The sequence below is a fragment of the Williamsia sp. R60 genome (genome assembly GCF_054063855.1).
This window is the reverse complement of record NZ_JBSSGR010000002.1, coordinates 737,671-762,418: the sequence shown is the minus strand read 5'-3', so window position 1 is coordinate 762,418 and position 24,748 is coordinate 737,671. Positions and strand designations below refer to the sequence as shown.

The 24,748-nt window shown below is 64.8% G+C and carries 21 protein-coding genes; 14 read left to right on the top strand and 7 right to left on the bottom strand.

All coding sequences use genetic code 11. The annotated features are described in order from the left end of the window. Positions 1-27: 27 nt before the first annotated feature. Entirely contained in the window at positions 28-3,363 is a 3,336-nt protein-coding gene (locus ACVWY6_RS10480; RefSeq protein WP_457537834.1) for a DEAD/DEAH box helicase, read from the bottom strand. A 124-nt stretch (positions 3,364-3,487) separates the two neighbouring features. Here ACVWY6_RS10480 and ACVWY6_RS10475 point away from each other — a divergent pair, with 124 nt between their 5' ends. Next, positions 3,488-4,084: a pyridoxamine 5'-phosphate oxidase family protein gene (locus tag ACVWY6_RS10475; RefSeq protein ID WP_023959827.1), complete on the top strand. Its 597-nt coding sequence runs from the start codon at positions 3,488-3,490 to the stop codon at positions 4,082-4,084. Positions 4,085-4,218: 134 nt separating this feature from the next. After that, on the top strand, positions 4,219-5,832 hold the full coding sequence (locus ACVWY6_RS10470) for a DUF222 domain-containing protein (RefSeq protein WP_457537832.1): 1,614 nt from the start codon (positions 4,219-4,221) through the stop codon (positions 5,830-5,832). A 29-nt stretch (positions 5,833-5,861) separates the two neighbouring features. Here ACVWY6_RS10470 and ACVWY6_RS10465 read toward each other — a convergent pair whose 3' ends face one another. Both ACVWY6_RS10465 and ACVWY6_RS10460 read right to left on the bottom strand, forming a co-directional pair. After that, the gene (locus ACVWY6_RS10465; RefSeq protein ID WP_457537831.1) at positions 5,862-7,367 is read right to left on the bottom strand and encodes a carboxyl transferase domain-containing protein; all 1,506 of its coding nucleotides are present in this window, start codon (positions 7,365-7,367) and stop codon (positions 5,862-5,864) included. A gap of 62 nt (positions 7,368-7,429) precedes the next feature. Continuing rightward, the gene (locus ACVWY6_RS10460; RefSeq protein ID WP_457538581.1) at positions 7,430-8,242 is read right to left on the bottom strand and encodes a mycofactocin-coupled SDR family oxidoreductase; all 813 of its coding nucleotides are present in this window, start codon (positions 8,240-8,242) and stop codon (positions 7,430-7,432) included. A 342-nt stretch (positions 8,243-8,584) separates the two neighbouring features. Here ACVWY6_RS10460 and ACVWY6_RS10455 point away from each other — a divergent pair, with 342 nt between their 5' ends. From ACVWY6_RS10455 to ACVWY6_RS10445, 3 genes are all read left to right on the top strand, one after another. Then, positions 8,585-9,958, top strand: coding sequence for a styrene monooxygenase/indole monooxygenase family protein (locus tag ACVWY6_RS10455; protein WP_457537829.1), 1,374 nt, complete (start codon positions 8,585-8,587; stop codon positions 9,956-9,958). Between the two features lie 86 nt (positions 9,959-10,044). After that, complete coding sequence (locus ACVWY6_RS10450) at positions 10,045-10,695, top strand: class II aldolase/adducin family protein (protein ID WP_457537827.1); 651 nt, start codon at positions 10,045-10,047, stop codon at positions 10,693-10,695. 3 nt (positions 10,696-10,698) lie between these two features. Beyond that, positions 10,699-11,613 (top strand): carbohydrate kinase family protein, encoded by a 915-nt coding sequence (locus tag ACVWY6_RS10445; protein WP_457537825.1) that lies wholly within the window; start codon positions 10,699-10,701, stop codon positions 11,611-11,613. A gap of 22 nt (positions 11,614-11,635) precedes the next feature. Here the strand turns inward: ACVWY6_RS10445 and ACVWY6_RS10440 are convergent, their stop codons facing one another. From ACVWY6_RS10440 to ACVWY6_RS10430, 3 genes are all read right to left on the bottom strand, one after another. After that, positions 11,636-12,292, bottom strand: a complete 657-nt coding sequence (locus tag ACVWY6_RS10440) for an SDR family oxidoreductase (RefSeq protein WP_457537823.1) — start codon at positions 12,290-12,292, stop codon at positions 11,636-11,638. Positions 12,293-12,561: 269 nt separating this feature from the next. Then, entirely contained in the window at positions 12,562-14,241 is a 1,680-nt protein-coding gene (locus tag ACVWY6_RS10435; RefSeq protein WP_023959812.1) for a purine-cytosine permease family protein, read from the bottom strand. Between the two features lie 183 nt (positions 14,242-14,424). After that, complete coding sequence (locus tag ACVWY6_RS10430; RefSeq protein WP_457537821.1) at positions 14,425-15,156, bottom strand: enoyl-CoA hydratase; 732 nt, start codon at positions 15,154-15,156, stop codon at positions 14,425-14,427. A gap of 30 nt (positions 15,157-15,186) precedes the next feature. Between ACVWY6_RS10430 and ACVWY6_RS10425 the strand changes: the two genes are divergently transcribed. The 6 genes from ACVWY6_RS10425 to ACVWY6_RS10400 all read left to right on the top strand — a co-directional run bounded on the left by ACVWY6_RS10425 (position 15,187) and on the right by ACVWY6_RS10400 (position 20,610). Next, positions 15,187-16,317 (top strand): NAD(P)-binding domain-containing protein, encoded by a 1,131-nt coding sequence (locus ACVWY6_RS10425; RefSeq protein ID WP_457537819.1) that lies wholly within the window; start codon positions 15,187-15,189, stop codon positions 16,315-16,317. 144 nt (positions 16,318-16,461) lie between these two features. Further along, complete coding sequence (locus ACVWY6_RS10420) at positions 16,462-17,511, top strand: esterase/lipase family protein (protein WP_457537817.1); 1,050 nt, start codon at positions 16,462-16,464, stop codon at positions 17,509-17,511. Between the two features lie 75 nt (positions 17,512-17,586). Continuing rightward, entirely contained in the window at positions 17,587-17,862 is a 276-nt protein-coding gene (locus ACVWY6_RS10415) for a helix-turn-helix transcriptional regulator (RefSeq protein ID WP_023959804.1), read from the top strand. Next, the gene (locus tag ACVWY6_RS10410) at positions 17,859-18,488 is read left to right on the top strand and encodes a hypothetical protein (RefSeq protein ID WP_457537815.1); all 630 of its coding nucleotides are present in this window, start codon (positions 17,859-17,861) and stop codon (positions 18,486-18,488) included. The genes ACVWY6_RS10415 and ACVWY6_RS10410 overlap by 4 nt, the downstream gene beginning before the upstream one ends. Then, on the top strand, positions 18,485-19,381 hold the full coding sequence (locus ACVWY6_RS10405; RefSeq protein ID WP_457537813.1) for an ABC transporter ATP-binding protein: 897 nt from the start codon (positions 18,485-18,487) through the stop codon (positions 19,379-19,381). Before ACVWY6_RS10410 ends, ACVWY6_RS10405 begins: the two co-directional genes overlap by 4 nt. Continuing rightward, complete coding sequence (locus ACVWY6_RS10400) at positions 19,378-20,610, top strand: ABC transporter permease (RefSeq protein WP_457537811.1); 1,233 nt, start codon at positions 19,378-19,380, stop codon at positions 20,608-20,610. Before ACVWY6_RS10405 ends, ACVWY6_RS10400 begins: the two co-directional genes overlap by 4 nt. Here the strand turns inward: ACVWY6_RS10400 and ACVWY6_RS10395 are convergent. Beyond that, positions 20,600-21,922: a glycosyltransferase gene (locus ACVWY6_RS10395; RefSeq protein ID WP_457537810.1), complete on the bottom strand. Its 1,323-nt coding sequence runs from the start codon at positions 21,920-21,922 to the stop codon at positions 20,600-20,602. The genes ACVWY6_RS10400 and ACVWY6_RS10395 overlap by 11 nt on opposite strands. A gap of 147 nt (positions 21,923-22,069) precedes the next feature. On the opposite strand from ACVWY6_RS10395, the gene ACVWY6_RS10390 reads away from it, so the two are divergent. The 3 genes from ACVWY6_RS10390 to ACVWY6_RS10380 are packed head-to-tail and all read left to right on the top strand — an operon-like array spanning position 22,070 to position 24,602. Next, positions 22,070-22,909 carry an ABC transporter ATP-binding protein gene (locus ACVWY6_RS10390; protein WP_457537808.1) on the top strand — a complete coding sequence of 280 codons (840 nt, stop codon included), beginning with the start codon at positions 22,070-22,072 and terminating at the stop codon, positions 22,907-22,909. Positions 22,910-22,932: 23 nt separating this feature from the next. Then, complete coding sequence (locus tag ACVWY6_RS10385; protein ID WP_457538579.1) at positions 22,933-23,730, top strand: ABC transporter permease; 798 nt, start codon at positions 22,933-22,935, stop codon at positions 23,728-23,730. Continuing rightward, positions 23,727-24,602: an ABC transporter permease gene (locus ACVWY6_RS10380; RefSeq protein WP_245969110.1), complete on the top strand. Its 876-nt coding sequence runs from the start codon at positions 23,727-23,729 to the stop codon at positions 24,600-24,602. The genes ACVWY6_RS10385 and ACVWY6_RS10380 overlap by 4 nt, the downstream gene beginning before the upstream one ends. Positions 24,603-24,748: the final 146 nt, after the last annotated feature.

The following is a 24,748-nucleotide window of genomic DNA, read 5'->3' as shown; positions in this document are numbered from 1 at the left end:
CACTACAGCGTGCCAGCGAAGTTGAGATCAGTCGAGCATGTGCCTGATGTCGTCGGCACTGACGGTCGATGAGAACATGTTCCCGTCGTCGACCACAGCACTGAACAGCTCACGTTTCCGGTTCTGTAGCGCAACAACTTTCGCTTCGATGGTGTCGGCCGACACCAGCCGGTACACGGTGACCGGACGGGTCTGGCCGATCCGATGAGTACGGTCGACTGCCTGCGCCTCGGCTGCCGGATTCCACCAGGGGTCGCACACGAAGCAGTAGTCCGCTTCGGTCAGGTTGAGTCCGAAACCACCCGCTTTGAGGCTGATCAGGAAGACCTTGGTGGTGCCCTCGGTGAACGCGCTGACCGCCTCGGCGCGTTCGCGCGACGACAGTGAGCCGTCGAGGTAGCTGTACGTGATGCCGTCACCGTCGAGTCCGCGCCGCAGCACATCCAGGAAGCCGGTGAACGAACTGAAGATCAGGGCACTGTGCCCCTCGGCGATGAGCTCGGGAAGCTGCTCTCGGATGAAGTCGACCTTCGCCGACGCAACCTCGGCGTCGGCCGGATCGACGAGCCCGGCGTGCAGACTCAACTGCCGGAGCATGGTCAACGAGCGGAAGATCTGGAAGCGGTTCTTCTCGAGGTCGCCCAGCAGCCCGAGGACGATCTCGCGTTCGCGCACCAGGCGGGTGTCGTAGATCTTGCGGTGCCTCGCCGACAGCTCGACGTGCAGTATCTGCTCCTGCTTGGCGGGGAGATCGCGGGCCACCTGATCCTTGGTACGTCGCAACATCACCGGTTTGATCCGCTTGCGCAGCACCGGGAGACGTTGGGGGTCTTCGCCTTTTTCGATGGGTTTGCGGAAGTAGTCTGCGAATGCCTTGGGGTCGGGGAACAGTCCCGGCACGGTGATCGAGAGCAGTGACCACAGTTCCATCAGGTTGTTCTCCATCGGCGTACCGGTGATGGCCAGCTTGAACGGTGTGTTCAGACGTCGCGCACACAGATGCGCTTTCGAGTTGCGGTTCTTGACGAACTGGGCCTCATCGAGCACCAGTGCCGCCCACTGCTGTTCGTCGTAGGCCGGGAAATCGATGCGCAGCAATGCGTAGGTGGTGATCACAACATCAGCGTCGGCGATGAGCTCGGCCAGGGGTGTACGCCCACGCGCTTGCGTCGCTGTGATGGTGACCGCTCGCAGATCCGTGAACCGGTGGCATTCCGACGCCCAGTTGTTCACCACACTCGTGGGTGCGACCACAAGGAACCGGCCGGTCTCACCATTCTCCCGGGCCCGGCCGAACAGGGCCAGCGTCTGCAGTGTCTTGCCCAGCCCCATGTCGTCGGCCAGTACGCCTCCGAAGCCGTTGTTCCACAAGAAGGATAGCCAGTTGAGCCCGTCGAGCTGGTAGTCACGCAGAGTCGCGTGAAGCATCGCCGGTGGTTGGACCGGTTCCGGTGGCCGTGCCGCACTGAGCGCCGCGATGCGCTCCTGCCACGTCTGCAGCTGTTCATCGACCACGCCGAGTTCGAGCAGTTCCTCCCACAGTGTGACGTTTGTGGGTACCGCGGGCACCCTCCCGGACTCGGCCTCACCGAGGACCTCCGCTTCGTCCATCAGCTGGCGCAGCTTCACGAGTTCGGGTGAGTCCAGCGGGAAGTAGACGCCCGATGGCAACAACATGTGCGTTGCGCCAGTGGACAATTCGGCGAGCACCTCCGCAATCGGCACCTGCTCACCGTCGACGTCCATGGTGATGTCGAGATCAAGCCAATCGGTGTCGGCGGATTGCGAGCCCGCGATGCGCAGCCGTGCCCGCTCGGTGACCTGCCGGTAACGCTGCGCCACCTCGGCGACCTCGACGATCAGGTCGTCGCGGCCTGCGAGTGCCGGCAGTACCTCGGCGCACAGCCGCGCCGTTTCAAGGGGGTTCAGGTGTACGTCGTGGCGCAAGAAATGCGTGGTGACACCGTTGACGGCCTCCTCGTAGTCGGCAGGTCCCACCTCGTCTGTCTGCCGGACCCGGCCGGAGCCTTGCTGTGCGTCGAAGGCCGCGATCAATCGTCGGCCGGCCGCGCCCGAGGTGAGGGCGACCGCAGCCAGCGCATCGCGAATCGACTCCCAGATCTGCTCCTCGACCACTCGGTCTCGCCACGACGGCTGTGTGCCGATGGCGTCGTCGAGGTCGCGAGGTGTGCTGTTGACGAGATAGCGCATCGCCCAATGGGTATGGGCGACATCGCCGGTGAAACGGACGGTTACCACCGGCGTCGGGCCAGAGATGGTGGGCGCCACGAACACCGAGTCGTCGACCCGGATCGGTACCGACTCGCGAAGCCGAGGCAACACCACATCGGCGAATCTGGAGACGTCCGCGGCGGGGATGACGATCGGTTGGTCACCGTGCAGCAACGCCGCGGCGGGCGCGTCGGCCGAGTCGAAGGGGGCGAGGGTGAGTACACCATCGGCATCGAGATGACCGATCCCGTGCGGATCGCCCTTTCCGAGAATGGTCACCTCAGACGTCGGCACCACGTTTCCGTCGATGGTCACCTCGACCGAGACGTGGGCATCGGCACCGACCTCTCCGCTGACCGAGACGGTGAGACCAGCCCGTTTGGCAACCTGCACGGTGTTGATCCCCGAGGCCGGATCGCCGAGCAGAGGGATATCCGCTGCTGCTGCCGCGTCTAATTGTTGCCAGATGGTGGCAGGCGTGTCCGCCAGGATCAGCCCGTGCGGAAGCCCGTACGGGGTGGTGCGCATGGAGTCGCGCGCCATCGACTGCAGCACCGAGAGCTGCTGTGCCGCAAATGTTCCAGGCCTGAGGTCAACGATGGCCGGCCAGTCGACACCGGACTTGATCCAGGCGCTCCGGGTGCCCGGTCGCATCGGCCGCAACGCGAGCTGGGCCCGGCGAGCGCGCGATGCGAACAGCGAAGGCACGCTGAGGAACGCCTGCAGCGCAAGCTTTTCCGGAGGTTTCGGGTGGTTTTCGGAATAGAGCACCTGCAGCGTGCGCTCCCAGTGCGGCGAACGCTCGACTGGCGGAGCGGCTGCGGCGGCGGCCTCATCCGCGAAGGTCAGCAGTAGCGCGACGGCATGCTTGCAGAAATAGCCAACAGGACACGTGCATCCGGCATCGGCGAGCTTCCAGCCAGGACCGAGGTGGCTGAAGACGACGCGCACCGAATACGTGGCGACGCCCGTGCCCTGACAGCGGCCGGTGAGTCTGCGTTTGTCGTCGTCCCATTGCACGGCGGCGACACGGTGTTGTCGCGCATACGCCGACCCACGCTGGATCGCCCCGGTGTCGAAGTCGCCCTTCAACGCGTCCGGGGTGATGGTGTGCGCCCACTCGGTGGTCATTGGTTGCAGGTTATCGCCGCACGCAGACACGACCAGGCCGGCCGGGGTCAGACCTGCAAATCGGCTTGACGCGGCGGGGCGCTCTTGGGACGTTGTGCGTGCACCGACGACAAAGGGACTCACCGTGGACCAACTCAATCGCCGCAAGGAACGTCAGGGCGACCGCGCTCTGCTCGATCAGATTCTCGACGAAGCCAAGGTGGCCACCGTGACCACAGTGGTCGACGGCCTGCCGTGGTCTGTTCCCATGCTCTTCGCTCGGCACGGTGACGAGATCCTCCTGCACGGTTCCACGGGAGCGGGCGCTCTGCGACACATCGCGGCAGGTGCCCCGGTGGCGCTGTCAGCGTTCATCGCCGATGGACTCGTGGTGGCCGACACGCTCTTCGATCACTCCATGAACTACCGGTCGGCAGTTGTTCGCGGTGTCATAGAGAAGTCGTCGCTCGACCCGGCGCAGGCCCTGACCGCCCTCAGTGACAGCATTCTCCCGGGCCGCAGCGCCGAGGTGCCACCGCACACGAGCAAACAACTGGCCGCGACACTGGTGCTGTCACTTCCCATCATCGATGGGCAATGGATCACGAAGGCGCGCAAGGGCGGCCCCGGTGACGACGATGCTGCCGGCTGGACCGGCGAGGTGCCGATGCGAGTGGTCTACGGCGAGCCGGTCACCCATACCGCCGGTGATGTTCCCGAGTCGGTGCGGCGGTTGGGGTGACGAGGCGGCCAAATTCGCTCCACTCGCCTGCGTTCGAGCCTGTTGCACCGGGCTCGAACGCAAATAGGTGGAGCGAACTCAGTCGGCGGGTCGAGCTCGGGTGATTGTCAGAACCCTCTCCTACAATCGAACACATGAGCGAAACGGCCGATCTGATCGCCGCCATCCAGCAGCTGGATGCCGGCGAGTTGGTGGCCGTTCGCGAGGCCGTCTCGCAGCAACTGCTGACGGTGCCGTTGTCGTCGATGACCGACGACGAGGTGGTCGCGGCCACTGCCCTGGTCGAGACGGGCGCGCGCCGAGATGATGCCGTGAAGATTCGGTGGGCGGTGGAACTGCGTGAGCGTGGTGTCGCGGCAAAGCGAGGACTCAAGCCGGCCAGGTTTCTGTCGACACTGCTGCGGCTCACCCCCTCCGAAGCCAGCGCGCGCAGCAAAGCCGCTGAGCGGTTGAGGTATTGGCACGAACTCAACGGCGAACCGCGGCCCGCCGCGTATCCGGCCGCAGCGGCGACGATGGACGCCGGCGAAGTAGAGTTTGCGCACTACCGGGTGATTCATCGCGCACTGGCCAAGTTGCCCACTTCTCTACGGACGCCAGAACACTGGTCGACCATCGAATCGGATCTGGCTAACCAGGCCTGCGCGCTGTCGCCAGATCAGCTGGAAAGCGTTGCGCAGCGGTTGCTCGCCTATCTCAACCCCGATGGCGAGTTCACCGACGACGCCGACCGGGCCCGCCGACGCGACCTGACGCCGGGGCGCCAAGACATCGACCACATGAGTGGGATCTCCGGAACGCTCGATCCGGCAACCCGTGCACTCTGGGACGTTGTCGCGGCGAAATGGGCGCAGCCAGGCATGAACAACCCCGACGACCCCGAATCACCCGGTGGCGACGCCGATCTCGCTGACAGTACGGTTCTCGCTGCTGCCGCTGAACGAGACAACCGGACACAGGGTCAACGCAACCATGACGCGTTCAAGAAGATGCTGGAGACGGTCGTCGGGTCGGGCACCCTCGGAAAGCACCGCGGACAGCCGGCCATCGTCGTGGCAACCATGACAGTCGACGAACTGGAGACCGAGACCGGTATTGCCACCACCGCATCGGGAGGCACTCTCCCCGTCCGGGATGCACTCGCGCTGGCAGGTAGCAACCGGAAATTCCTTGCGCTGCTCGACAACGCACACCGGCCGCTGTTCCTAGGCCGTGAAAAACGTCTGGCATCGGCGATCCAGCGAATCGCTCTGATCGCGGCCGAACGCGGATGTTCGCGGCCCGGCTGCGATCAGCCTGCCACCCGCACCGCAGTGCATCACATGCACGAATGGAAAGACGGTGGACGCACCGACATCACCGTCCTGACCCTCGTATGCGACGGCGACCACGCTCAGGTCCACGACGGCGACGGTGGCTGGATCACCGAAATCATCACCTCCGGAACCGGACCCCCAGAATGGGTTGGACGCGTCGGGTGGAGGCAACGCGGCACCGACGACGCGCTAACTCCGAACGACACGCATTTCCCCGACCGGCGATACCAGCGAATGGTGGACGAACGGCGCAAAAAAGAAGAAGCTCACGCCGCATGGTTTCGCCAGCGAGCGAAAGATGAACTCGCCGAGCAGCAATGGCGGATCGAGCACCCGATCTGGCATCAAGAAGAACAACGCTGGCTCGACGAGGTGGCACAGCTACCCGACCCCTGCCCACCTCCGGAGAGTTGGTATGAGGATGTCGCCTAGACGGCTGGCCGGAACTAGGTCCAGGCAGTTCAAATCTCGACACCACCGATGCGCCGGAGGCGTTCCGTCCGCCACCCGGCGCGGGCTTCGACCGTGCTGTCGTCCAACGCATCGATCTCGGCGGCGAGCCGGTCACCCAGCTCCGACAGAAAGCCGCCCAACGCGGCCTCGGAGACCACCACATCCACGATGCCGGCGGCGTGCAAATCGGTCGCACGGATTCCCTGGCTCCGTGCCATGTCGGCTGCATGGTCGGTGTCCCGATAGACGATCAGGCTGGCGCCCTCCGGCGGCAGCGGAGACAGCCACGAGTTTTCCATGGCCACCACCCGATCCGCGGGGAACAGCGCCAGCGCGGCTCCCCCAGCTCCCTGACCCAGCAGCACCGCCACCGTCGGCACCGTCAACGCAGTCAACTCCGCGATGCAATGAGCGATCTCGTTGGCCAGGCCCGACTCCTCGGCGTCAGCGGACAGATCGGCGCCCGGAGTGTCGATCACCGTCACCAGCGGCAGATGCAGATTCTGTGCCAACCTCATACCCCGGCGGGCCAGCCGCAGGTCGGCAGGTCCCACCAGCGATCCGGGCACCTGACGGTTGCGGTCCTGCCCGACGACCACAACCGAATGCCCACCAAAGCGTGCCAACGCGAGAATGATGCCGCTGCGCGAATCCAGTTCGCCCCCACCGGCCAGTTCCACCGCCTCGTCGGCCGACTCGCGCAGCAACTGACTCACGCCTGGCCGGCCGGGATCCCTCGACTGCTCCACCACATCCCACGCCGACGACTCACTCACGGGCACCTCGGCCGGCGTGCCTCGGGAGCGCCCATCGCTCACCATCGGGTCGGCAAGCAACCTGATGATTCGCGAGGCCGTTGATCCCAGATCGTCCACCGGGACAACAAGATCGACCAAACCATGCGAGCGCAGATTCTCCGACACCTGTATGCCCCCGGGGAATGCCTCGCCGTACAAGCCCTCGTACACTCGCGGGCCGAGAAAGCCGACAAGAGCGCCCGGCTCGGCCAACGTCACATGTCCCAGCGAGCCCCACGACGCGAACACACCACCGGTGGTCGGATGACGCAGATACACCACGTATGGAAGGTGCGCGGCCTTGTGATCCACGACCGCCGCCGTGATGTTGACCATCTGCAGAAAAGCCGCAGTCCCCTCCTGCATCCGCGTCCCGCCCGACGCCGGAAGGGCGAGCAACGGCAGACCTTCAGCAGTCGCTCGGCGGATCGCCGTGACCACGCGACGTCCCGCGTCCCGGCCGATCGATCCGCCCAGAAAACCGAACTCACTGACAACAACGGCCACTCGCACCCCGTTGACGTCGGCTTCACCGCAGATGATCGACTCGTCGAGTCCGGTCTTCTCGCGGGCACGTCCAATGTCCTCGGCGTACCCGGCATCGTCGGGAAGCGCGGTGATCTGCGAGTCCCACGGGTGCCAACTGCCCTCGTCCGCGAGCTTGGCCAGCAATTGCGTCGCCGAGATGCGCTCGGGTCGATCCGTCCGATCAGTCACCCATCAACCGTAGAACCCTTGCCCACGGTTGCCAGGGCAGATGGCAGATTCCCGACCCACGGTCAGAAGTACTGGGCACCACCGTCGACCGAGATGTGTTCGGCAGTCATGAACGACGACTCGTCCGACGCCAGGAACGCGACCACGTTGGACACCTCATCCGGGTCTGCTGCGTACTGGTTGAGAAACGGTGTACCCATGGGCGCCAACCGCGGATTGGCTGCATTGGTCTCTTCGATGCGGGCCACCATGTCGCCCGACCCCATCGGGATGGCGACGGCGCCGGGATGCACGCTGTTGACCCTCACATTGTGCGCACCCAATTCGGCAGCGAACGCCCGGGTCATGCCGGTGACGGCATGCTTGCTGGTGGTGTAGTGCACCATGAAAGGCTGCACCTTTTTCCCGGCGTACGAGCTGATCAGGATGATCGACCCGCGTCCGCGCTCGACGAGGTGAGGCGCGGTAGCCATCACGGTGTTCCACACGCCGGTGACGTTGATGTCCATGTGATCGCGGAACATCTCCGGGGTCGCCTCGTTCCAGGTGGCCGGAATACAGATGCCGGCGTTGGCCACCACGATGTCGAGTCCACCCAACTGGGTCACCGCATCGGCGGCGAGGGACCGTAGCCCCTCGAGGTCGCGAACATCCCCCTGACGAAGAAGTGCTTTACGACCCTCGGCCTCGACCAAGCCCGCGGTCTCGGCGAGATCGGCCGGCGTCGCCGAGTCGTACGGAACACCCGGCAACGGCCCGGCAAGGTCAACACCCACGATGTCGGCGCCTTCACGTGCCAGCCGCACCGCATGCGCGCGACCCTGTCCGCGGGCCACTCCCGTGATGAATGCGACCCTGTTCGCCAGCCGTGTCACTACGTCCACCAATCGTTGTTCCCGCGGCACGTCGCGTCGCGAGTGCTCGAACAAACTGTATTGGCCTTCATGAGCTGCGCGGCTGTGTTCGCTGAGATGCCCTGTTCGCTCAGATGCACTTAACTTCGGCCTGAGTCGAATCCTTCCGCGGTATCGCGAATCAGCGAATGCTCACCGGCATGAGATTCGACGGCATGACTATTTCCACCGAGGCCCCCTGGGGGGCCGGAACACCGCGATGTACCGGCGCGACTGCCGGACAGTCATGACGTCGCCGCATCGTAATCACTCCGTATTCGATTCTCGAACAACATCATTCGCACAAACACAGGAGATCGTTGCATGAGCAACACCAACCGTTCCGTCGCCATCATCGGGGCAGGCCAAACAGGCGTCTCGGCGGCCGTCGGCTTCCTCAACGCAGGATTCGACGTGACCGTCTACAGCGAGCGTGATCAGCGGAGCCTGCTGCACGACGTATCCGCCACCGGTACCGCGGTGACGTTCGGCCTGTCACAGCAATCCGAGACCGCCTTGGGCGTCGACAACTTTGCCGGCCGGGCGCCGCAGGTCACCGGGATCAGCGCTCGCACCATCACGGGCAGCGGGCACGACTACACCGAGCTCCTCGACTTCGACGCCGAGTTCCCCGGATTCGAGGCGATCGGTGTCGACACCAGGCTCAAGGTCGACGAGCGTCTCACCCTGTTCCTCGAAAAGGGTGGCCGCTTCGTGGTCGAGAACGTCGATCCGGGCCGACTCGACTCCATCGCAGCCGAGAACGACCTGACCTTCGTCGCCACCGGCAAGGCCGGACTGTCCAGCCTGTTCACCGTCGACGAATCACGATCGCCCTACAAGAGCCCACAACGCAGCGTCCTCCTGCTCACCGTGGCCGGGCTGGGTCACGACCTAGATGTGTTCGCGCACCGCAGTCCCGCGGGCCCGAAGCACCAGGCGTTCAACTTCGCCGACCAGGGCGAGGGCTGGTGGGGCCCCTACCTGCACAAAGATGCCGGGCCGTCATGGTCGTTCCTCGGGTGGGCGCAACCCGGCAGTGAATGGGAACGCCGGTTCCAGTCGGTCACCGACGCGCATTCTGCCCACAAAGTAGTGATCGACTTGCATCGCGAATACTTCGATTGGGACCTGCCCGAGGTGCTCAGCACCCAGGTCATCGAGGAGGACCCACACTCCTGGCTCCAGGGAGCGGTCACGCCCACCGTGCGAAACGCGCTCGGGCACACAGCAAGCGGACACCGGGTGGTTGCTCTGGGTGATACGGCCGTGGCCTACGACCCCATCACGGGCCAGGGGGCGCAGAGCGGGTTCATCCAGGCCGCACAGTTCGTGGCCGCCGCCAAGGACCACGAGGGCGAGTTCGACGACGCCTGGATCATCGCCACCTACAACAACTTCCTGACCAGCCGTGTGGACGCCGCCAACCTCGCCACCCGGATCTTCCTGCGCGACCCGGTGTTCCAGGAATACGCTGCGGTGCTGTTCCCGGCCGCGGCAACCAATCCCAAGTTCGGCTCAGCGCTGTTCGGCCTGCTCTCGGATCCGTCGCCGGTGCTCTCCATCAACTCCGTGGACGACGCCAAGTCGCTGATCACCCAGGTGACCGGAGAGGACGCCGACTCCATCCTCGCGAAGTTCGAACCGGCAGGAAGGTTCTCACGGTCGACGTACCGTTCGCTGACCCCGGTCGGCTGAACACCTGAACCAACGGGGGCTGAACAAACCCAACGATGGCGGCGATCCGTGATGGATCGCCGCCATCGCCCGTTATTGTCAGCATCATGACTGTCGAAGAGCGGCGAGCGGATCTGGTCGACGCCGCGCACCGACTGGCCGCACGCCGCCTGGTGATCGGCACGGGGGGCAACCTGTCGGCGAGGGTCGACGATCGGGTGGTCGTCACAGCCAGTGGCGCTGTTCTCGAATCACTCACCGCCGACCAGTTGGTGGTGACAGACCTCGACGGGCACGTGGTCGAGGACACCGATCACGTCCCGACGTCCGAACTGCTCCTGCACCTGGAGATCTACCGCTCCACTGACGCGGCCGCGGTCGCGCACGCCCATCCGGTGGCTTCCATCGCGGTGGCCAACCTCGTCGATGAACTGCCTGCGGTGCATTACACCGCGGCGTTGGTCGGTGGCGCCGTGCGCGTGGCGCCCCACGAGATCTTCGGCACCCAGGAACTCACCGACGCGGTGGTCGAGGCGTTCACCGAGCGGACTGCCGCCCTGATGCGCAACCACGGTTCGGTCGCCTACGGCCCTACAGTCGAAGCAGCTTGTGAGCGCATCGAATTGGTGGAATGGCTGGCCGAGATCTACCTACGAACAGCCGCCGTCGGCGATGGCGCCGTGCTCAGCCGAGACCAGCTGATCGCGGTGGCCGTCGCCGCGGCGAACCGCGGCTACTCACCGCTACCCAGGAGATGATGCATGCAGGTCGTGACGTTCGGTGCCCATGTACTCGATGTGGTTGTCCACCCGGTTGATTCGATACCCGACGGCCAGGGCGCGGCCCTTGTCCCCCACATCCGGTTGGTGCCCGCGGGTCCGGCCGGCGGCACCGCCATCACACTGGCCAAACTCGGAGCGGTGGTGTCGACGGTCGGCGCCGTGGGTCGCGACGACTCCGCCGACCTGCTCACCACCATGCTGCAGCGACACGGTGTGGTCACCGAACACCTTCTGCGAGTGGATGATCAACCGACATCGATGAGCGTGTTGCCCATCCGCAGTAACGGCGATCGACCCGCACTGCACATGCCCGGCGCCAATCTGGCCTACCCGCTCGATCGTGTGCCGCTGGACCTTCTCACGTCCGCGGATCACGTGCACATCGGTGCGCCCGAGCTGCTCAACCCATCGGAACTGGCGGGCGTACTCGAACGGATCCGGGCTGCGGGCGTCCGCGTCTCGGCCGACATCCTGGCGCCCGGTGATCCTGGAGTGTTGGCGTGGATCGAACCCGTTCTGCCACACCTGGATTACCTGCTGCCGAACGACGAGCAGGTGCTGGGCTTCACGGGGGCCACCGACCTGGTCGACGGTTGTCGCGCCCTCATCGACCGGGGTGTTGCCTGCGTCGCAGCCACTGCCGGCGCGGACGGCGCCTGGGTTGTCACCGGCGACGGTGCCGAACACGCCGCAGCCACCGACGTCCAGGTTGTGGACACCAGTGGCTGCGGGGATGCGTTCTCGGCCGGGTTCATCGCGGGTCGTCTCCACGACCTCAGCCTGCTGCGGTCGGCGCACCTCGGTTGCGCGGTGGCCGGAGTGGTCGCCACCGGGCTCGGCAGCGATCACGGCGACTTCGACTGGGAATCGGCGACCGCAGGCCTACCGGTCTGAAGATGCTGCGCCGACCCGCCCGTCAGACGCCTTTTACAGCGTCGGCGATGGGCGTCTGACCACCGGTGAACTCGACCGTGGTTCCGACGCTGGACTGTGTCTCGAGAACAGCAGCCAGGACCTCCGCCACATCGTCACGGGACACGCTGGTGCCGGCTTCGGCGCCGCGTTCCTTGGTGGCGATGCGACCCGTGCCGGGCTCATCGGTGAGAGAGCTCGGTCCCACGATCGTCCAGAGGAGTGTGGTCTTACGGAGATGCTCGTCGGCCGCCGCCTTGGCCTCGGCGTAGGCGTGGAACGAATTGTCCTCGGGAACACCATGATCCGGTCCGGCACCAAAGTACGACACCTGGATGTAGCGGGTGATACCGGCCTGCTGGGCCGCGTCGATGCTGCGGATGGCGGCGTCACGGTCGACGGCGTACGTGCGTTCAGGGCTGCCGCCGCCGGCACCTGCAGAGAACACCACGGCGTCATGGCCCTTGATGGCCTGGGCGATATCGTCGGTCGAGAGGTTTTCCACATCTGCGATGACCGGGGTGGCCCCGGTCTGCGTGATGTCGTCCGACTGGTCTGGATTACGGATCAGGGAGCTGACCTGATGTCCCTGACCGGTCAGAATCTTGGCCAGCTTGAGCGCGATCTTGCCGTGGCCTCCGATGATGGCGATTCGTGACATGCATCGTTCCCTTCGTCGTTGATGGGTCCTGCGTGTTGGAGCACTGAGGAGCACAACAAGGCCGGCCGTCGCGACATTCCGAGGGGCACGGTGATGGGAACAGCCCGGTCGGCGGAAGTTACGGCCCGCTCGACGGGAGTTACGGCCCGCTCGGCGGGAATTACGGCCCGGTCGGCGGGAATTACGGCCCGGTCGGCGGGGGGACAGACAAGACAGCTCCACCCGTCCCTTCGCGGAACGGGTGGAGCTGACGAGTCAGAGCAGGCGCGTTACTTCTGGGCAGGCAACACGTGCTCACCGGTCTTGTCGCAGGACAGAGCCAGCGAGCTGATGTACTGCTTCTCCCCGTTGGGGCCTGGCTTGTTCGAAGCGAGCATGTCGGGACGCTCGAACTCGATACCGGTGACCGAGCACAGCAACTTGGCGTCGGAAGGGTTGCCGTATTCGTCGAACATCGGCAGGTCGATTCCGTCGTCGGTGCGTCGCAGGTAGTACTTGCCCTTGGTGATCACCGCGATGATCGGCGGCAACACCAGCGCGAGGATGGTTGCGACGATCGGCGAGTACGGCTGGATGGCGTCACCGAAAGCGTGGAAGTACACCAGCACCGACAGTCCGCCGGCGAGGATCACGCTGATGAACCCGACCGGGTTGAAGTTGTACAGCATGCCCCTGCGGAACTCGGGCACCTTGGGCGAGAGCTTCAGGACGTACTTGTTGAACACGATGTCCGAGGCCACCACGACGATCCATGCGATGGCGATGTTCGCGTAGAAGTTGAGGATGTTGTTCAAGAAGCTGAACATGTTGGCTTCCATCAACACCAGAGCGATCGCGACGTTGAAGAAGACGAAGAACAGTCGACCCGGGTAGGTCTTGGTGATGCGGGTGAAGCTGTTGGTCCAGGCCAGCGATCCCGAATACGCGTTGGTCACATTGATCTTGATCTGCGAGATGACCACGAGGATGACGGCGAGGGTCATCGCCAGCCAGTGCGGCATGAACTCCTCGTAGACCGCGAGGAACTGCTCCACGGGTTCGTTGGCGACGCCGGCCTGATCGGCGAAGTTCATGATCAGGTAGACGGCCAGGAACAAGCCCACGATCTGCTTGATCGCACCGAAGAACACCCAACCCGGTCCTGCGGTGATCACGGCGATCCACCAGCGACGCGAGTTCTCCGGTGTCTTGGGAGGCATGAACCGCAAGTAGTCGATCTGCTCGGCGATCTGGGCGATCAGCGACAGACACACACCGGCGGCGAGCATGATGCCGGCGAAGTTGACGCCGTGTCCGCCCTGGGCGTCGGTGCCACCACTGAATGCAAGGAAGTCTCCGATCGCGTCAGGGTGCTTGATCACGAGGTAGACAAACGGCAGCACCATCATCACCAGCCACAGCGGAGTGGTCCACACCTGCAGTTTCGCCAGTGTGTTCATGCCGTAGATGACCAGCGGGATCACCATCACCGATGAGATGAGGTAGCCCAGCCACAGCGGGATGTGGAGACCCAGTTTGAGGCCCTGCGCCATGATCGAGCCCTCGAGGGCAAAGAAGATGAACGTGAACGACGCGAAGATGACGTTGGTGACCACCGAGCCGTAGTAGCCGAAGCCGCTGCCACGGGTAATCAGGTCGAGGTCGATGTTGTACCGGGCGGCGTAGTACGCCAGCGGGTAGCCGGTGAGGACGATGACCACCGCGAAGATGAGGATGCCCCACAACGCGTTTCCCGTGCCGTTGGCGATGCCGATGTTGGCGCCGATGGCGAAGTCGGCCAGGTAGGCGATGCCACCCAGAGCCGAGGTGGCGACCACCGCGGGGCCCCACTTGCGATAGCTGCGGGGCGCGAAACGAAGGGTGTAGTCCTCCAACGTCTCGCTCATCGCGTTGATGTTGGTCGGCAATTCCCCCGCGGCTATCGGATCCACCGTTTTGTCTGCAGACATATCTCTCCCTCGCGTCATGCCCACGTTTCCTCTGAACCAGAGACTGCGAGGAACGTAAGGCCGCCGTGTATCTGGGAGGCTGCAGCCGTGTTACCACCACGAAAACCCACTTGAGCGCGGGTATCGTCGAGGGGTCGTGCCGAGGACCGGTTGGCGACGGGTTGGGGTAGGCCCGGGAAGGTTCTACTTCCCGATGAAGTTCGGCTGACGTCGCTCGGCCCGAGCCGCGCGCCCTTCGGCCATGTCCTGGCTCTGCCAGGCCCTGACCATCGCTGCGACGTGGTCGGGGGCGGCCTCCTCACGGGCACCGTCGTCGCCGAGAACGAGCTTGTAGTGCTGCAGGGTCAGTGGAGCCAGCGCGGCGATGCTCGCGGCCCACTGCTGCGCCTCGGCAAGATCGCCGATCCGATTGGCGAACCCGACGGCAGCAGCTCGGTCGGCACTGAGTGAGTCACAACCGATCAGGATGCCCGCCGCATCACCCGCACCGACCAGCGAGACGAGACGCTTGATGGTCCATTCGTCAACTGTCACACCGATCTTTGCTGCGGGGATGCCGCACCACGCCGACGGCGACATCACCCGCAGATCAGCGGCCATCGCGAGCTGGAGGCCTGCCCCCAACGCGGCGCCGTTCAGCGCGGCGATCACCGGTACCGGGATGCTCTCGACAACCCGGAGCATCGCCAGCAGTTCGTCGAGGAAGGTCTGTTCGTAGACCGGGCCGGACAGGTCCGCGCCCGCACAGAAAACGGTTCCCTGACCGGTGAGCACGATGGCCCGCACACCTGCCCCTGCCGCGTCGGTCATCGCCACCGACAGCGCTTCCACCAGTTCGTAATTGAGTGCGTTCCGCTGCCGCTCTCGCTGCAGTTCGATGGTCAGCACATCGCCATCCCGGCTGGTCCCAATCATGGGCGTCAGCGTACCGCTATTGTTCGACAGGTGAACTCCAACGCCTTCGGAGACCGGGCGCGTACCGATGTACTCGTCATCGGTGCGGGGCAGGCGGGCCTGTCGGCCGGGTATTACCTGGGCAAATACGGCCTCGGTGATCGAACCATGATCGTCGACCACTCCCCCGGGCCGGGAGGCGCGTGGCAGTTCCGTTGGCCGACATTGACTTTGGCCGGGGCCAACAACGTGCACGACCTTCCCGGCTTCGGGCTGTCAGAAGCGCTCGGCGTCGAATGCGACCAGTGGCCGGCGTCCACGGCGGTGCCCGACTACTTCGATCAGTACGAACAGCGGTTCGGGCTCGACGTGCGTCGGCCAGTCGACGTCCGCTCGGTGTCGCTCGCCGGCGGCGACGGCGACGACTTCCTGGTCTCGGCCTCTGATGGCTCACAGCTGATGGCGCGCACCGTGATCAACGCAACCGGAACCTGGGACCGACCATTCATCCCGTATGTGCCGGGTATCGAGACGTTCACCGGGACACAACTGCACACCCATGACTACAACAGGCCGACCGATTTCGACGGTAAGCGTGTTCTCGTGGTGGGGGCGGGCATCTCGGCCATCCAGTTGCTGATCGAGATCGCACGCAATGCCGAAGGCGCACAGACCTTCTGGTGCAGTCGCACCGAACCCCATTTCAGCAGTGGCCCGTTCACCCCCGAAAACGGCCGGGCCGCAGTGGCGCGCGTCGAGGAACGGGTGCGTGCAGGGCTACCGCCCGGGTCGGTGGTGTCGGTGACCGGGTTGCCCGAAAACGACGCGATACGCGCCGCCCGCGCGGACGGCATCCTCGCGTGGCGACCAATGTTCACCCGCATCACACCGACGGGAGTCTGCTGGGACTGTGGGACACCCGAGGGTGGAGGTGGCGGTGGTGATCATCTCGATGTCGACGTCATCCTGTGGTGCACCGGCTTTCGGAGCGCCCTGGACCATCTGGCGCCACTGAAGTTGCGGGCTCCGGGCGGCGGCATCGTGATGACCGGCCGGCTGGCGACCGTTGTGGCATCTGTTCCTCGTCTGCAACTACTGGGCTACGGCCCGTCAGCGTCCACCATCGGCGCCAACCGCGCGGGCCGCGAAGCAGCCCGGGTGGTGCAGGACATTCTCGCCTGACGCGCCCGGCCGGCTGGTGCCGCAGCCGCAGCACAGTGGCAGTGCACTGCAACGTTCAGACCACATTCCGCCCGAAATCCGGCTACTCGTCAGCTGAGATGGTCAAATCGATCTACAGCGGGTCGGGCCGAGGTGAGGTGTGCGATGCGATACACGGACAGCAGACGTGGCCCGGGTCGTCGCCGGAGTTTGTGTGCCGCGGCAACGATTTCCGTGCTTCTCGCCTTCATCTCGGTTTCCCCAGCGGCTGCCGACAGCAGCCAGGGATCAGACAACGTACAAGAATCGCCGGCGTCGCTGTGGGAAGTACCCACCGTTCCCGGCCCGGCTCAGAACACGCATCATGAGGCCTCCCGCCATGTCGGCGATCACCCGGGGTCGGCGCCGCCCGGCGTCAACGACTTCACCTGCACCCCATCGCCCACGCACCCGCGGCCGGTTCTTCTACTCCACGGCACGGATTCGAGCGCCTACTCCGATTTCGCGAAGATCGGGCCCCGGCTCGCTGCCAAGGGCTTCTGCGTGTTCGCCGTGAACTTCGGCGGGCGGGCGGGCGGCGACAACTTCGGCACCGAAGACATCGTGGAGAGCGCTCGGCAGGTCGGCGGCTTCGCGGCTGAGGTACTGCAAGAGACGGGAGCCACCAGGCTGGACATCGTCGGGTATTCGCAGGGCGCAACGGTCGGCCGGTATTTCGTCAACCGGTTGGGTGGGTCGACGATGGTCGGGCACTGGGTGGGTCTGGCATCCCCGTCGTACGGCAGCTCCCTGTACGGCTTGGTGCCGATTGCCGCCCGGATCCCAGGCGCCCTCGACGTCGCCGCCACCGTCATCCCACCTGAGCTGGTCTCCACCGCACTGTGGCAGCAAGTCCAGGGTTCGCCGCTGCTCGCCGAACTCAACAACGGTGGCAACGACACGGTCCCCGGCGTCGAGTACACGACCATCGGCACGCAGGTGGACGAAGTGATCCAGCCGGCGGCGACCGTTGCACTCAAAGGTGCCGGCGCAACAAATCTATTCATCCAGGATCGCTGCCCGGCCGATCTGAGCGGCCATTTCCGCCTGCCTTACGACGACTACGCCGTCGGGCTTGTACTGGGTGCCCTCGATCCGGCCTCGGCGGCACCCACCTGCAGACCGGTCGCGCTGGGCGCGGACATCCTCGAGATGGTGATCGCAGAGAATTCGTGAGGCTGGCGATCACAAAGCGCCCTCCAGGTATGGCAAACATTGACATTCTGTTGTGTTTTCCCAACACTTATCCCTGTGAGTCCGGTCAAGAAGGCAGGCCACCTGCCGATCTACAACCGCATCGGCGTACTACGCGCCGAGCGCCGGATGTCACGCGCACAACTTGCCGAGCTGGTGGGCGTGAACGTCCAGTCGATCGGCTCGCTCGAACGGGGTGACAACTATCCCAGCCTCGACCTGGCCTTTCGCATCTGCGATGTGTTCGGGCTCCCGGTGGAGGCCGTCTTCAGTCGCCGCGAGTTCGGCGCGATGTCGACGCAGTTGTATCGCACGAATGGAGGGCCGTCGTGAACGATCCGAACAGCGTGATCCCCGAGTCCGCGAAACCGGCGTGGTGGCGTGGATACGAAGAATGGCAGGTACGTAGGCACGAGAAGTTCCTGCGTCGTTATGGCCACCGGTTCCCCCGTCTGCGGAATCGGCGCAGTGCCCGCAAGCTCGTGGTCGCGCTTGTCACTTCGGTGATCCTGGTGATCGCCAGTGCCATCGTCATGTTCTTCACCATGTGGGCGGCCCCGGCGTTCATCGGCCTCATCTCGTTTGTCATGCTCCCGCTCATCTACGTGCTGCGGGCGGTGACGCGCAATGTCAGCGATGCACCGGCCTCGGCCCTCGACGAGTTCGAACTGGCCAGCCGCAACGCTGCCCGATCGATCGCGTACACCGCGCTGTGGGTCTCGATGTTCGTCCCGTACCTCGTGCTCATCATCTTGTCGGGCGGAGGCGACAACAGCGTCGGCGGCCAGGTGATCTACGGCAGCGCGGTGCTCCTCATCGTGTTGGTCGCCGGGGCCACCTGCATTCCCACCTGTCTGATCGGATGGTGGTTACCCGACCCCGATCCAGAAGACTTCGCCGCCTACCCCCAGGTGGTGGCCAATGAAAACGTCAGCCAATCAGGAGGATTCGAACAGTGACCGCTCCCCTCATCGTCGACGGTCTGAGTAAGAGATACGGGTCCCTCAAGGCCCTCGACAACATGTCCTTCACCGTCGCCCCCGGCGAGATCTTCGGATTCGTCGGTTCCAACGGCGCCGGAAAATCCACCACGATGCGCATCATCCTCGGTGTGCTGTCGGCAGATTCGGGTCGAGTACTGCTGGGCGACTCGCCCATCGACCTCGACACCCGACGTCGCATCGGGTACATGCCCGAAGAACGCGGCCTGTATCCCAAGATGAAGGTGGGCAAACAGCTCTCGTTCCTCGCACAGTTGCACGGCCTGTCGCGCGCCGAAGCCGATGATCAGGTGGAGACCTGGGTACGGCGGCTGGGTGTGTACGAGCGGATCAACGACGACGTGAACAGCCTGAGCCTGGGCAACCAGCAGCGTGTGCAGCTGGCGGCTGCCCTGGTTCACAGCCCCGATGTGCTGGTGCTTGACGAACCGTTCTCGGGCCTGGACCCCGTTGCCGTCGACGTGATGAGCGACGTGCTGAAAGAAAAGGCCGCGCAAGGTGTCCCGGTCATCTTCTCCAGCCATCAACTCGAACTCGTGCAGCGCCTGTGTGACCGGGTCGGCATCATCTCCTCCGGCACCATGCGGGCAGTGGGCACCGTGGACGAACTCCGGTCGGCCGGCGAGATCCGGCTCGACGTCGGTGCACCACAGGCCCCTCCCGGATGGGCCGATCATCTGCCCGGGGTTGTCGGCACCATCCAGAACGGGTCGATCACCACGGTAAGCATGACGCCGGGGACCGACGAACAGGCAATTCTGACCGCTGCACTCGCGACGGGGCCGGTCACACACTTCGCCCAATCCCGACCCGACCTGACCGAACTCTTCCGAGAGGTTGTATCCGCATGAGTACGAACGCTTCCGATCCGAACAACCACCCGAAGTCCGGCTCGGGCCGGATGAGCGCGTGGCGGGCCATCAACCTGGTTGCCCGGCGCGAGATCACCACCCGCGCGGCCACCAAGTCGTTCCTCATCACCAACGTGATCCTGCTGGTCGTCATCGTTGCGGGCATCATCGTTCTCTCGATTTTCACCGGCGACGACAAAGCCACGAAAGTCGGACTGGTGGGCGACAACTCGCAGCTGTCGGAGACGATCGTCGCGGTCGGCGACGCATCCGGGGAGAACATCGAGATCGTGCCCATCGGCAACGCCGACGAGGCGCGCGCCCAGGCGAAAGAAGGCGACGTGAAGGTGGCGTTGGTCCCCGGTGCCGCCGGAACCAACAACTACGAAGCAGTCACCAAAGACGACCTCGACGGCAGCCTCGAAGGTGTATTGCGAACGGCCGTGAGTCAGGACGGGTTGACCAAGGCCCTGGCCGCTGAGAACGTGGACCTTTCGGCCATCAGCGCCGACTCCACACTCACCGTCAGCGAGACAGACCCCGCCAAACCCAATGAAGGCCAACGTATTGCCGTTGCGCTCGTCGGCGTCTCATTGCTGATGTTCGCTGTACTGCAAGGCGGTTCCATGGTCGCGGCCGGGGTCGTCGAAGAGAAGACATCTCGGGTGGTCGAGTTGCTGCTGGCAACGATCAAACCGCTACATCTGTTGTGGGGCAAGATCGTCGGCATCGGATTGATGGCCTTTGCGCAGGTGGTCCTGTTGGGCGGTACCGCGCTCGTAGCCGCCCTTGCCACCGGCATTCTCGACGTGCCCACGGCGGCAGGCTCGATGTTCGCCGCGGTTGTCGTCTGGTTCGTGCTGGGATTCGTCTTCTTCGCAACCCTATACGCCGCAACGGGCGCAGTGGTGTCGAGACAGGAGGAGCTCGGATCGAGTTCGGCCCCGCTCACCATTCTTGCGATGGCGGTTGTGTACTCGGCCTACTTCGGCATCGGTTCCCTCGACAGCACGTTGATGCAGACACTGGCGTGGATACCGCCGTTCTCAGCGTCGATCATGCCGGTGCGGATAGCAACCGGGGACGCAACGGTGGTTCAGGTGATCGTCACCATCGTCCTGATGATGATCGCCTGCGCGGTGGCGGCGTGGCTCGCCGCCCGCATCTACCAGCGCAACATCCTGCGCACAGGGGCCCGCGTGAAGTGGAAGGAAGCCATCAAGGGCTGACCGAACGGGTCGCCCCGAAACGGTCCTCGACGAGTTGAGCAGCATGCGTGGCGGCGGCGTCAGGTGCGATGAGTGCACCGGCGACCGCCGCCACTCGTGTACTGACAGCAGGGTCGAGGATCACCTCCAGGCCGGCCGTCAACCGCTCGGCGGTCAAGCCCTTCAACCGGCAAAATGTCCCGAGGCCAAGAGTTTTCACCTGCCTGCCCCAGTACGCCTGGTCGGCGCCACCGTGGCAGACCATGGTGGGCAACCCGGCCCGCAGTCCTGCGGCGGTGGTTCCCGCCCCACCGTGATGCACCGCGGCGCGGCACCGTGGCAGCACGGCCGCGTGATCGAGCGATTCGGCGAAGAACACTCTGTCATCCGACGGGTCGGGTCCGGTGGCCCGCCCTTTCATCGTGATCAGCGCGCGGACACCCACCGCCGCACAGGCTTCGGTGATCACCCGGGTGAGTGCGTCCGGATCGAGAACCGGCACACTGCCCACCGTGACGAAGACCGGTGCATCACCTGCTGCCAGCCACTGATCCAGCGCCCGGGTAGCCGCCTGTGTCGTCGCGGCATCCCCGGCCGCTTCACCTCGCGCGTCGGCGGGAAGATCGAGGTAACCGACGATCGGCTTGCGATGGCCCCATTCCTCGACCAGACCGGGAAACAAGACCGGATCGTAGGCCTGGATCTGAAGAACCTCGCCTGTCATCAATCTCTGGTGGAGCGACTCCTGCACAGCAGGTAGTCCGAGCCGGGCTCGGAACGAGTTCTCCGCACCTCGCCCGACCATGAACCCCAGCGCGTCGGTCAGCTTCCACGACGCACGGTTGATCGCAGCCGGACCTGGCAGCGCGACTCCGGGAACTGCGCCGACCACCCCGTTCTCCGAGAACGGCCCGAAACGCAGCACCGAGAACGGCACGCCGAGCTTCTCGGCGATCGAGTACATCCGTTCCTGACAGAGGGGTCCGCTCACCACACCGTCCACGCCGGTGACTTTGGCGTCGGGTCCGGTGAGCAAATCCACCGCGTCAGCGTCGAACGCCGCGAAACCCTCCTTGATCGCCGCACCGGCCAGCCGCAACTTGGTGTACGGGTTCTTGGTCCGCAGGATCTCCTGCCCTCGCGGGCTGTCCCACACCGAGGCGGTGTCCGAACCCACCGCATACGCGATCAGTCCGAGATCCCCGGCGAGGCGGACGTAGTTCGGCGGCACGACCATCCTGACGTCGTGGCCTCGGCGCTGCAGTTCGAGCCCGAAGGCCAGACCGGGTTGAATGTCGCCGCGGCTTCCGTAGAACATCAACACCAATCTCATGCCCGCACGATAGACAACGAAAAGCGTTGTCGCTGCGCGGAATGAGGCCACGGTGACATCCGGATGAGCCCGGTAACGCGGGTGTAACCACGAAGAAACTCCAGACGCCTAGCGTCGGCCGATATGACCCACGCTGACTCTCCGTCGATGAGTGTTACGGACGAATCGCCCACCGCACCCAAGGCTCCCCGGCCGCTGGGCACCGGTATCAACATCTCCGGGCTGACCAAGGAGTTCAAGTCCGCGGGACTGCGGGGCGGGTCGTCGGTGACCGCACTCGACAACGTCGACCTGCAGACCTCCGAAGGCGCGTTCCTCTCGCTTCTCGGGCCATCGGGATGCGGGAAATCCACGGTCCTGCGCATCCTGGCGGGTCTCGAGGATGCCACCGCCGGCACGGCGCTGATGAACGGGCGATCACCGAAAGAACTCCAGTCGCAACACGGGCTGGGCATCGCCTTCCAGGACTCCGCGCTGCTGCCGTGGCGCAGTGTCGAATCGAACATCAAGCTGCCGTTGCAGGTCGCGGGAATCTCCGTCGACAAGGGTTTCATCGACGAGCTGATCGACCTGGTCGGCCTCAAGGGCTTCGAGAAGGCCAAACCGGCCACCCTGTCCGGAGGTATGCGACAGCGCGTATCCATCGCCCGCGCACTGGTCGTCAAGCCCACAGCACTGTTGCTCGACGAACCGTTCGGCGCCCTCGACGACATGACCCGCCAACGCCTGAACATCGAGCTGCTGCGCATCTGGACCGAGAAGCCGGCCACCACTCTCATGGTCACCCACGGCATCGCGGAGGCGGTGTTCCTCTCCGATGTCGTCGCAGTGATGAGTCCCCGGCCAGGACGGGTCCTGGAGACGGTGACCATCGACCTTCCCCGCCCGCGGGTACCCGACATGATGCGGACGCCCGAGTTCCACGCGCTGCACGACCACCTCAGCGGCCTGCTGTTCGGCAACAAGGGATCGGCGGGCGTCGCGTGACCACCCTGACCGCAGGCAAAGGGATGGGCGGTGCGCAGATCACCGGCCGGGCACAACTGGCCGGGAAGCGCTGGGGTGCAGGGGCGATCGGCATTGTCGCGGTCCTCATCATCTGGACGATGGCCGGGTACTTCGAGTGGTTCAAAGGCACCATCCCTACCCCGCTGGCCGTCATCGACGCCATCGGGGACAAGGGTTGGGATTACTACATCAACAACTTCACACCCACGATCGAACTGTCCCTACGAGGGTTTCTGTGGGGCAACGTACTCGCCATCGTCCTGGCGCTGCTGGTGGTGATCATCCCGTTGATCGAGGGCGTGGCCACACAGCTGGCCATCATCAGCTACTGCACGCCGATCATCGCGGTGGCACCCATCGTGCAGGTGGCGTTCGCCGAGGTACAGACCATGATCGTGTTCCTCGCGGCGATCTCGGTGTTCTTCACCACGATGATCGGAACGTTGTCGGGCCTGCGCTCGCCACATCAGGCCAGCCTCGACCTCGTCAAAGTCTATGGCGGAGGCACCTTTTCGCAGCTGGTGCGCGTACGCATCATCTCGGCGCTGCCGAGCACCTTCGGAGCGTTGAAGATCGCCGCACCGGCAGCGGTTCTCGGTGCCGTGCTCGGCGAGTTCCTGGCGATGCCTGAAAAGGGTGCGGGGCCGGCGCTCATCATCGCCCAGCAAAGCGGCGACATCCCGGCCGTGTGGGCGATCGCTCTCGTCGCGGGAGCAGTCGCCGGTATCGGCTACGGCATCGTCGCGTTCTTCTCGGTCTTCGTCACCCGCTACAGCACCGGAATCGCAGGCAGTAAATGACCGCCACCACCACGTCCCAAGCTCCACCGACCGCACCGGTTCCCGCGGCCGCAGCAGCGCGAGCGAACGCAGGCAACGGCAAGGCGATCGCCTGGGAGATCGCCAAGTTCATCGGCTCGCTCGTGATCTCGTTCTTCCTGATTTTGGCCATCTGGTGGTTGTTCCTGCTGGCGTACCCGGACATCGGCCCGATCATCGGCAAGACCCCGGTGGATGTGTTCCACTACCTGTTCACCGACCCGACGGCCTCGGCCGACCGCAGCGCGATCCTCGACAATCTGTGGATCACGCTGAAAGACGCCGGGATCGGGTTCGTGTGCGGCATGGGCGCAGCAGTGGTCGCCGCCGCGCTGTTCGTGATGTTCCGCCCGGTTGCCCAGACGTTCATGCCGATCGCCATGTTGCTGCGGTCGGTACCGCTGGTGGCGATGACCCCGCTGATCACGCTTGTGGTGGGACGCGGTGTGGCCGTCGTCGCGGTGATGGGCGGGATCGTGGTGTTCTTCCCCGCGTTGGTGATGATCATGACCGGCCTGGCGAATGCGCCGCGGCAGATCAACGACGTGATCGTGGCCTACGGCGGAACCCGCCTGACCGCAATGAGGATGGCGGCGTTGCCCTCGGCTGTTCCAGCACTGTTCGCCGCGGCCAAGGTCTCGGTGCCCGGCGCCATGATCGGAGCCACCGTTGCCGAATGGCTCGGCACCAACAAGGGTTTGGGCGCCACCCTTCAGCAGGCGTTGCCCGCGGCGGCTTACAACGAGCTGTGGGCGTCGGTGCTGGTCATCACGGTCGCGTCCATCGTGCTCTATGCGTTTGTCGGTGTCGCCGAAAAGCTCGTGCTGGCGCAGATGGGCACCACACCGACATAGATCAGCTGCCGGCGGGGCAGATTCACAACTCGTTACAAACAAACGCACGTGCGCAATGTGGCCGAAACCGCGCCACCTTAAGTTCTGCCGAAGGCGGATCTCGATCTGAAGTACCGCCGACGTTCACTGAAAACAGGAGTCTGCAC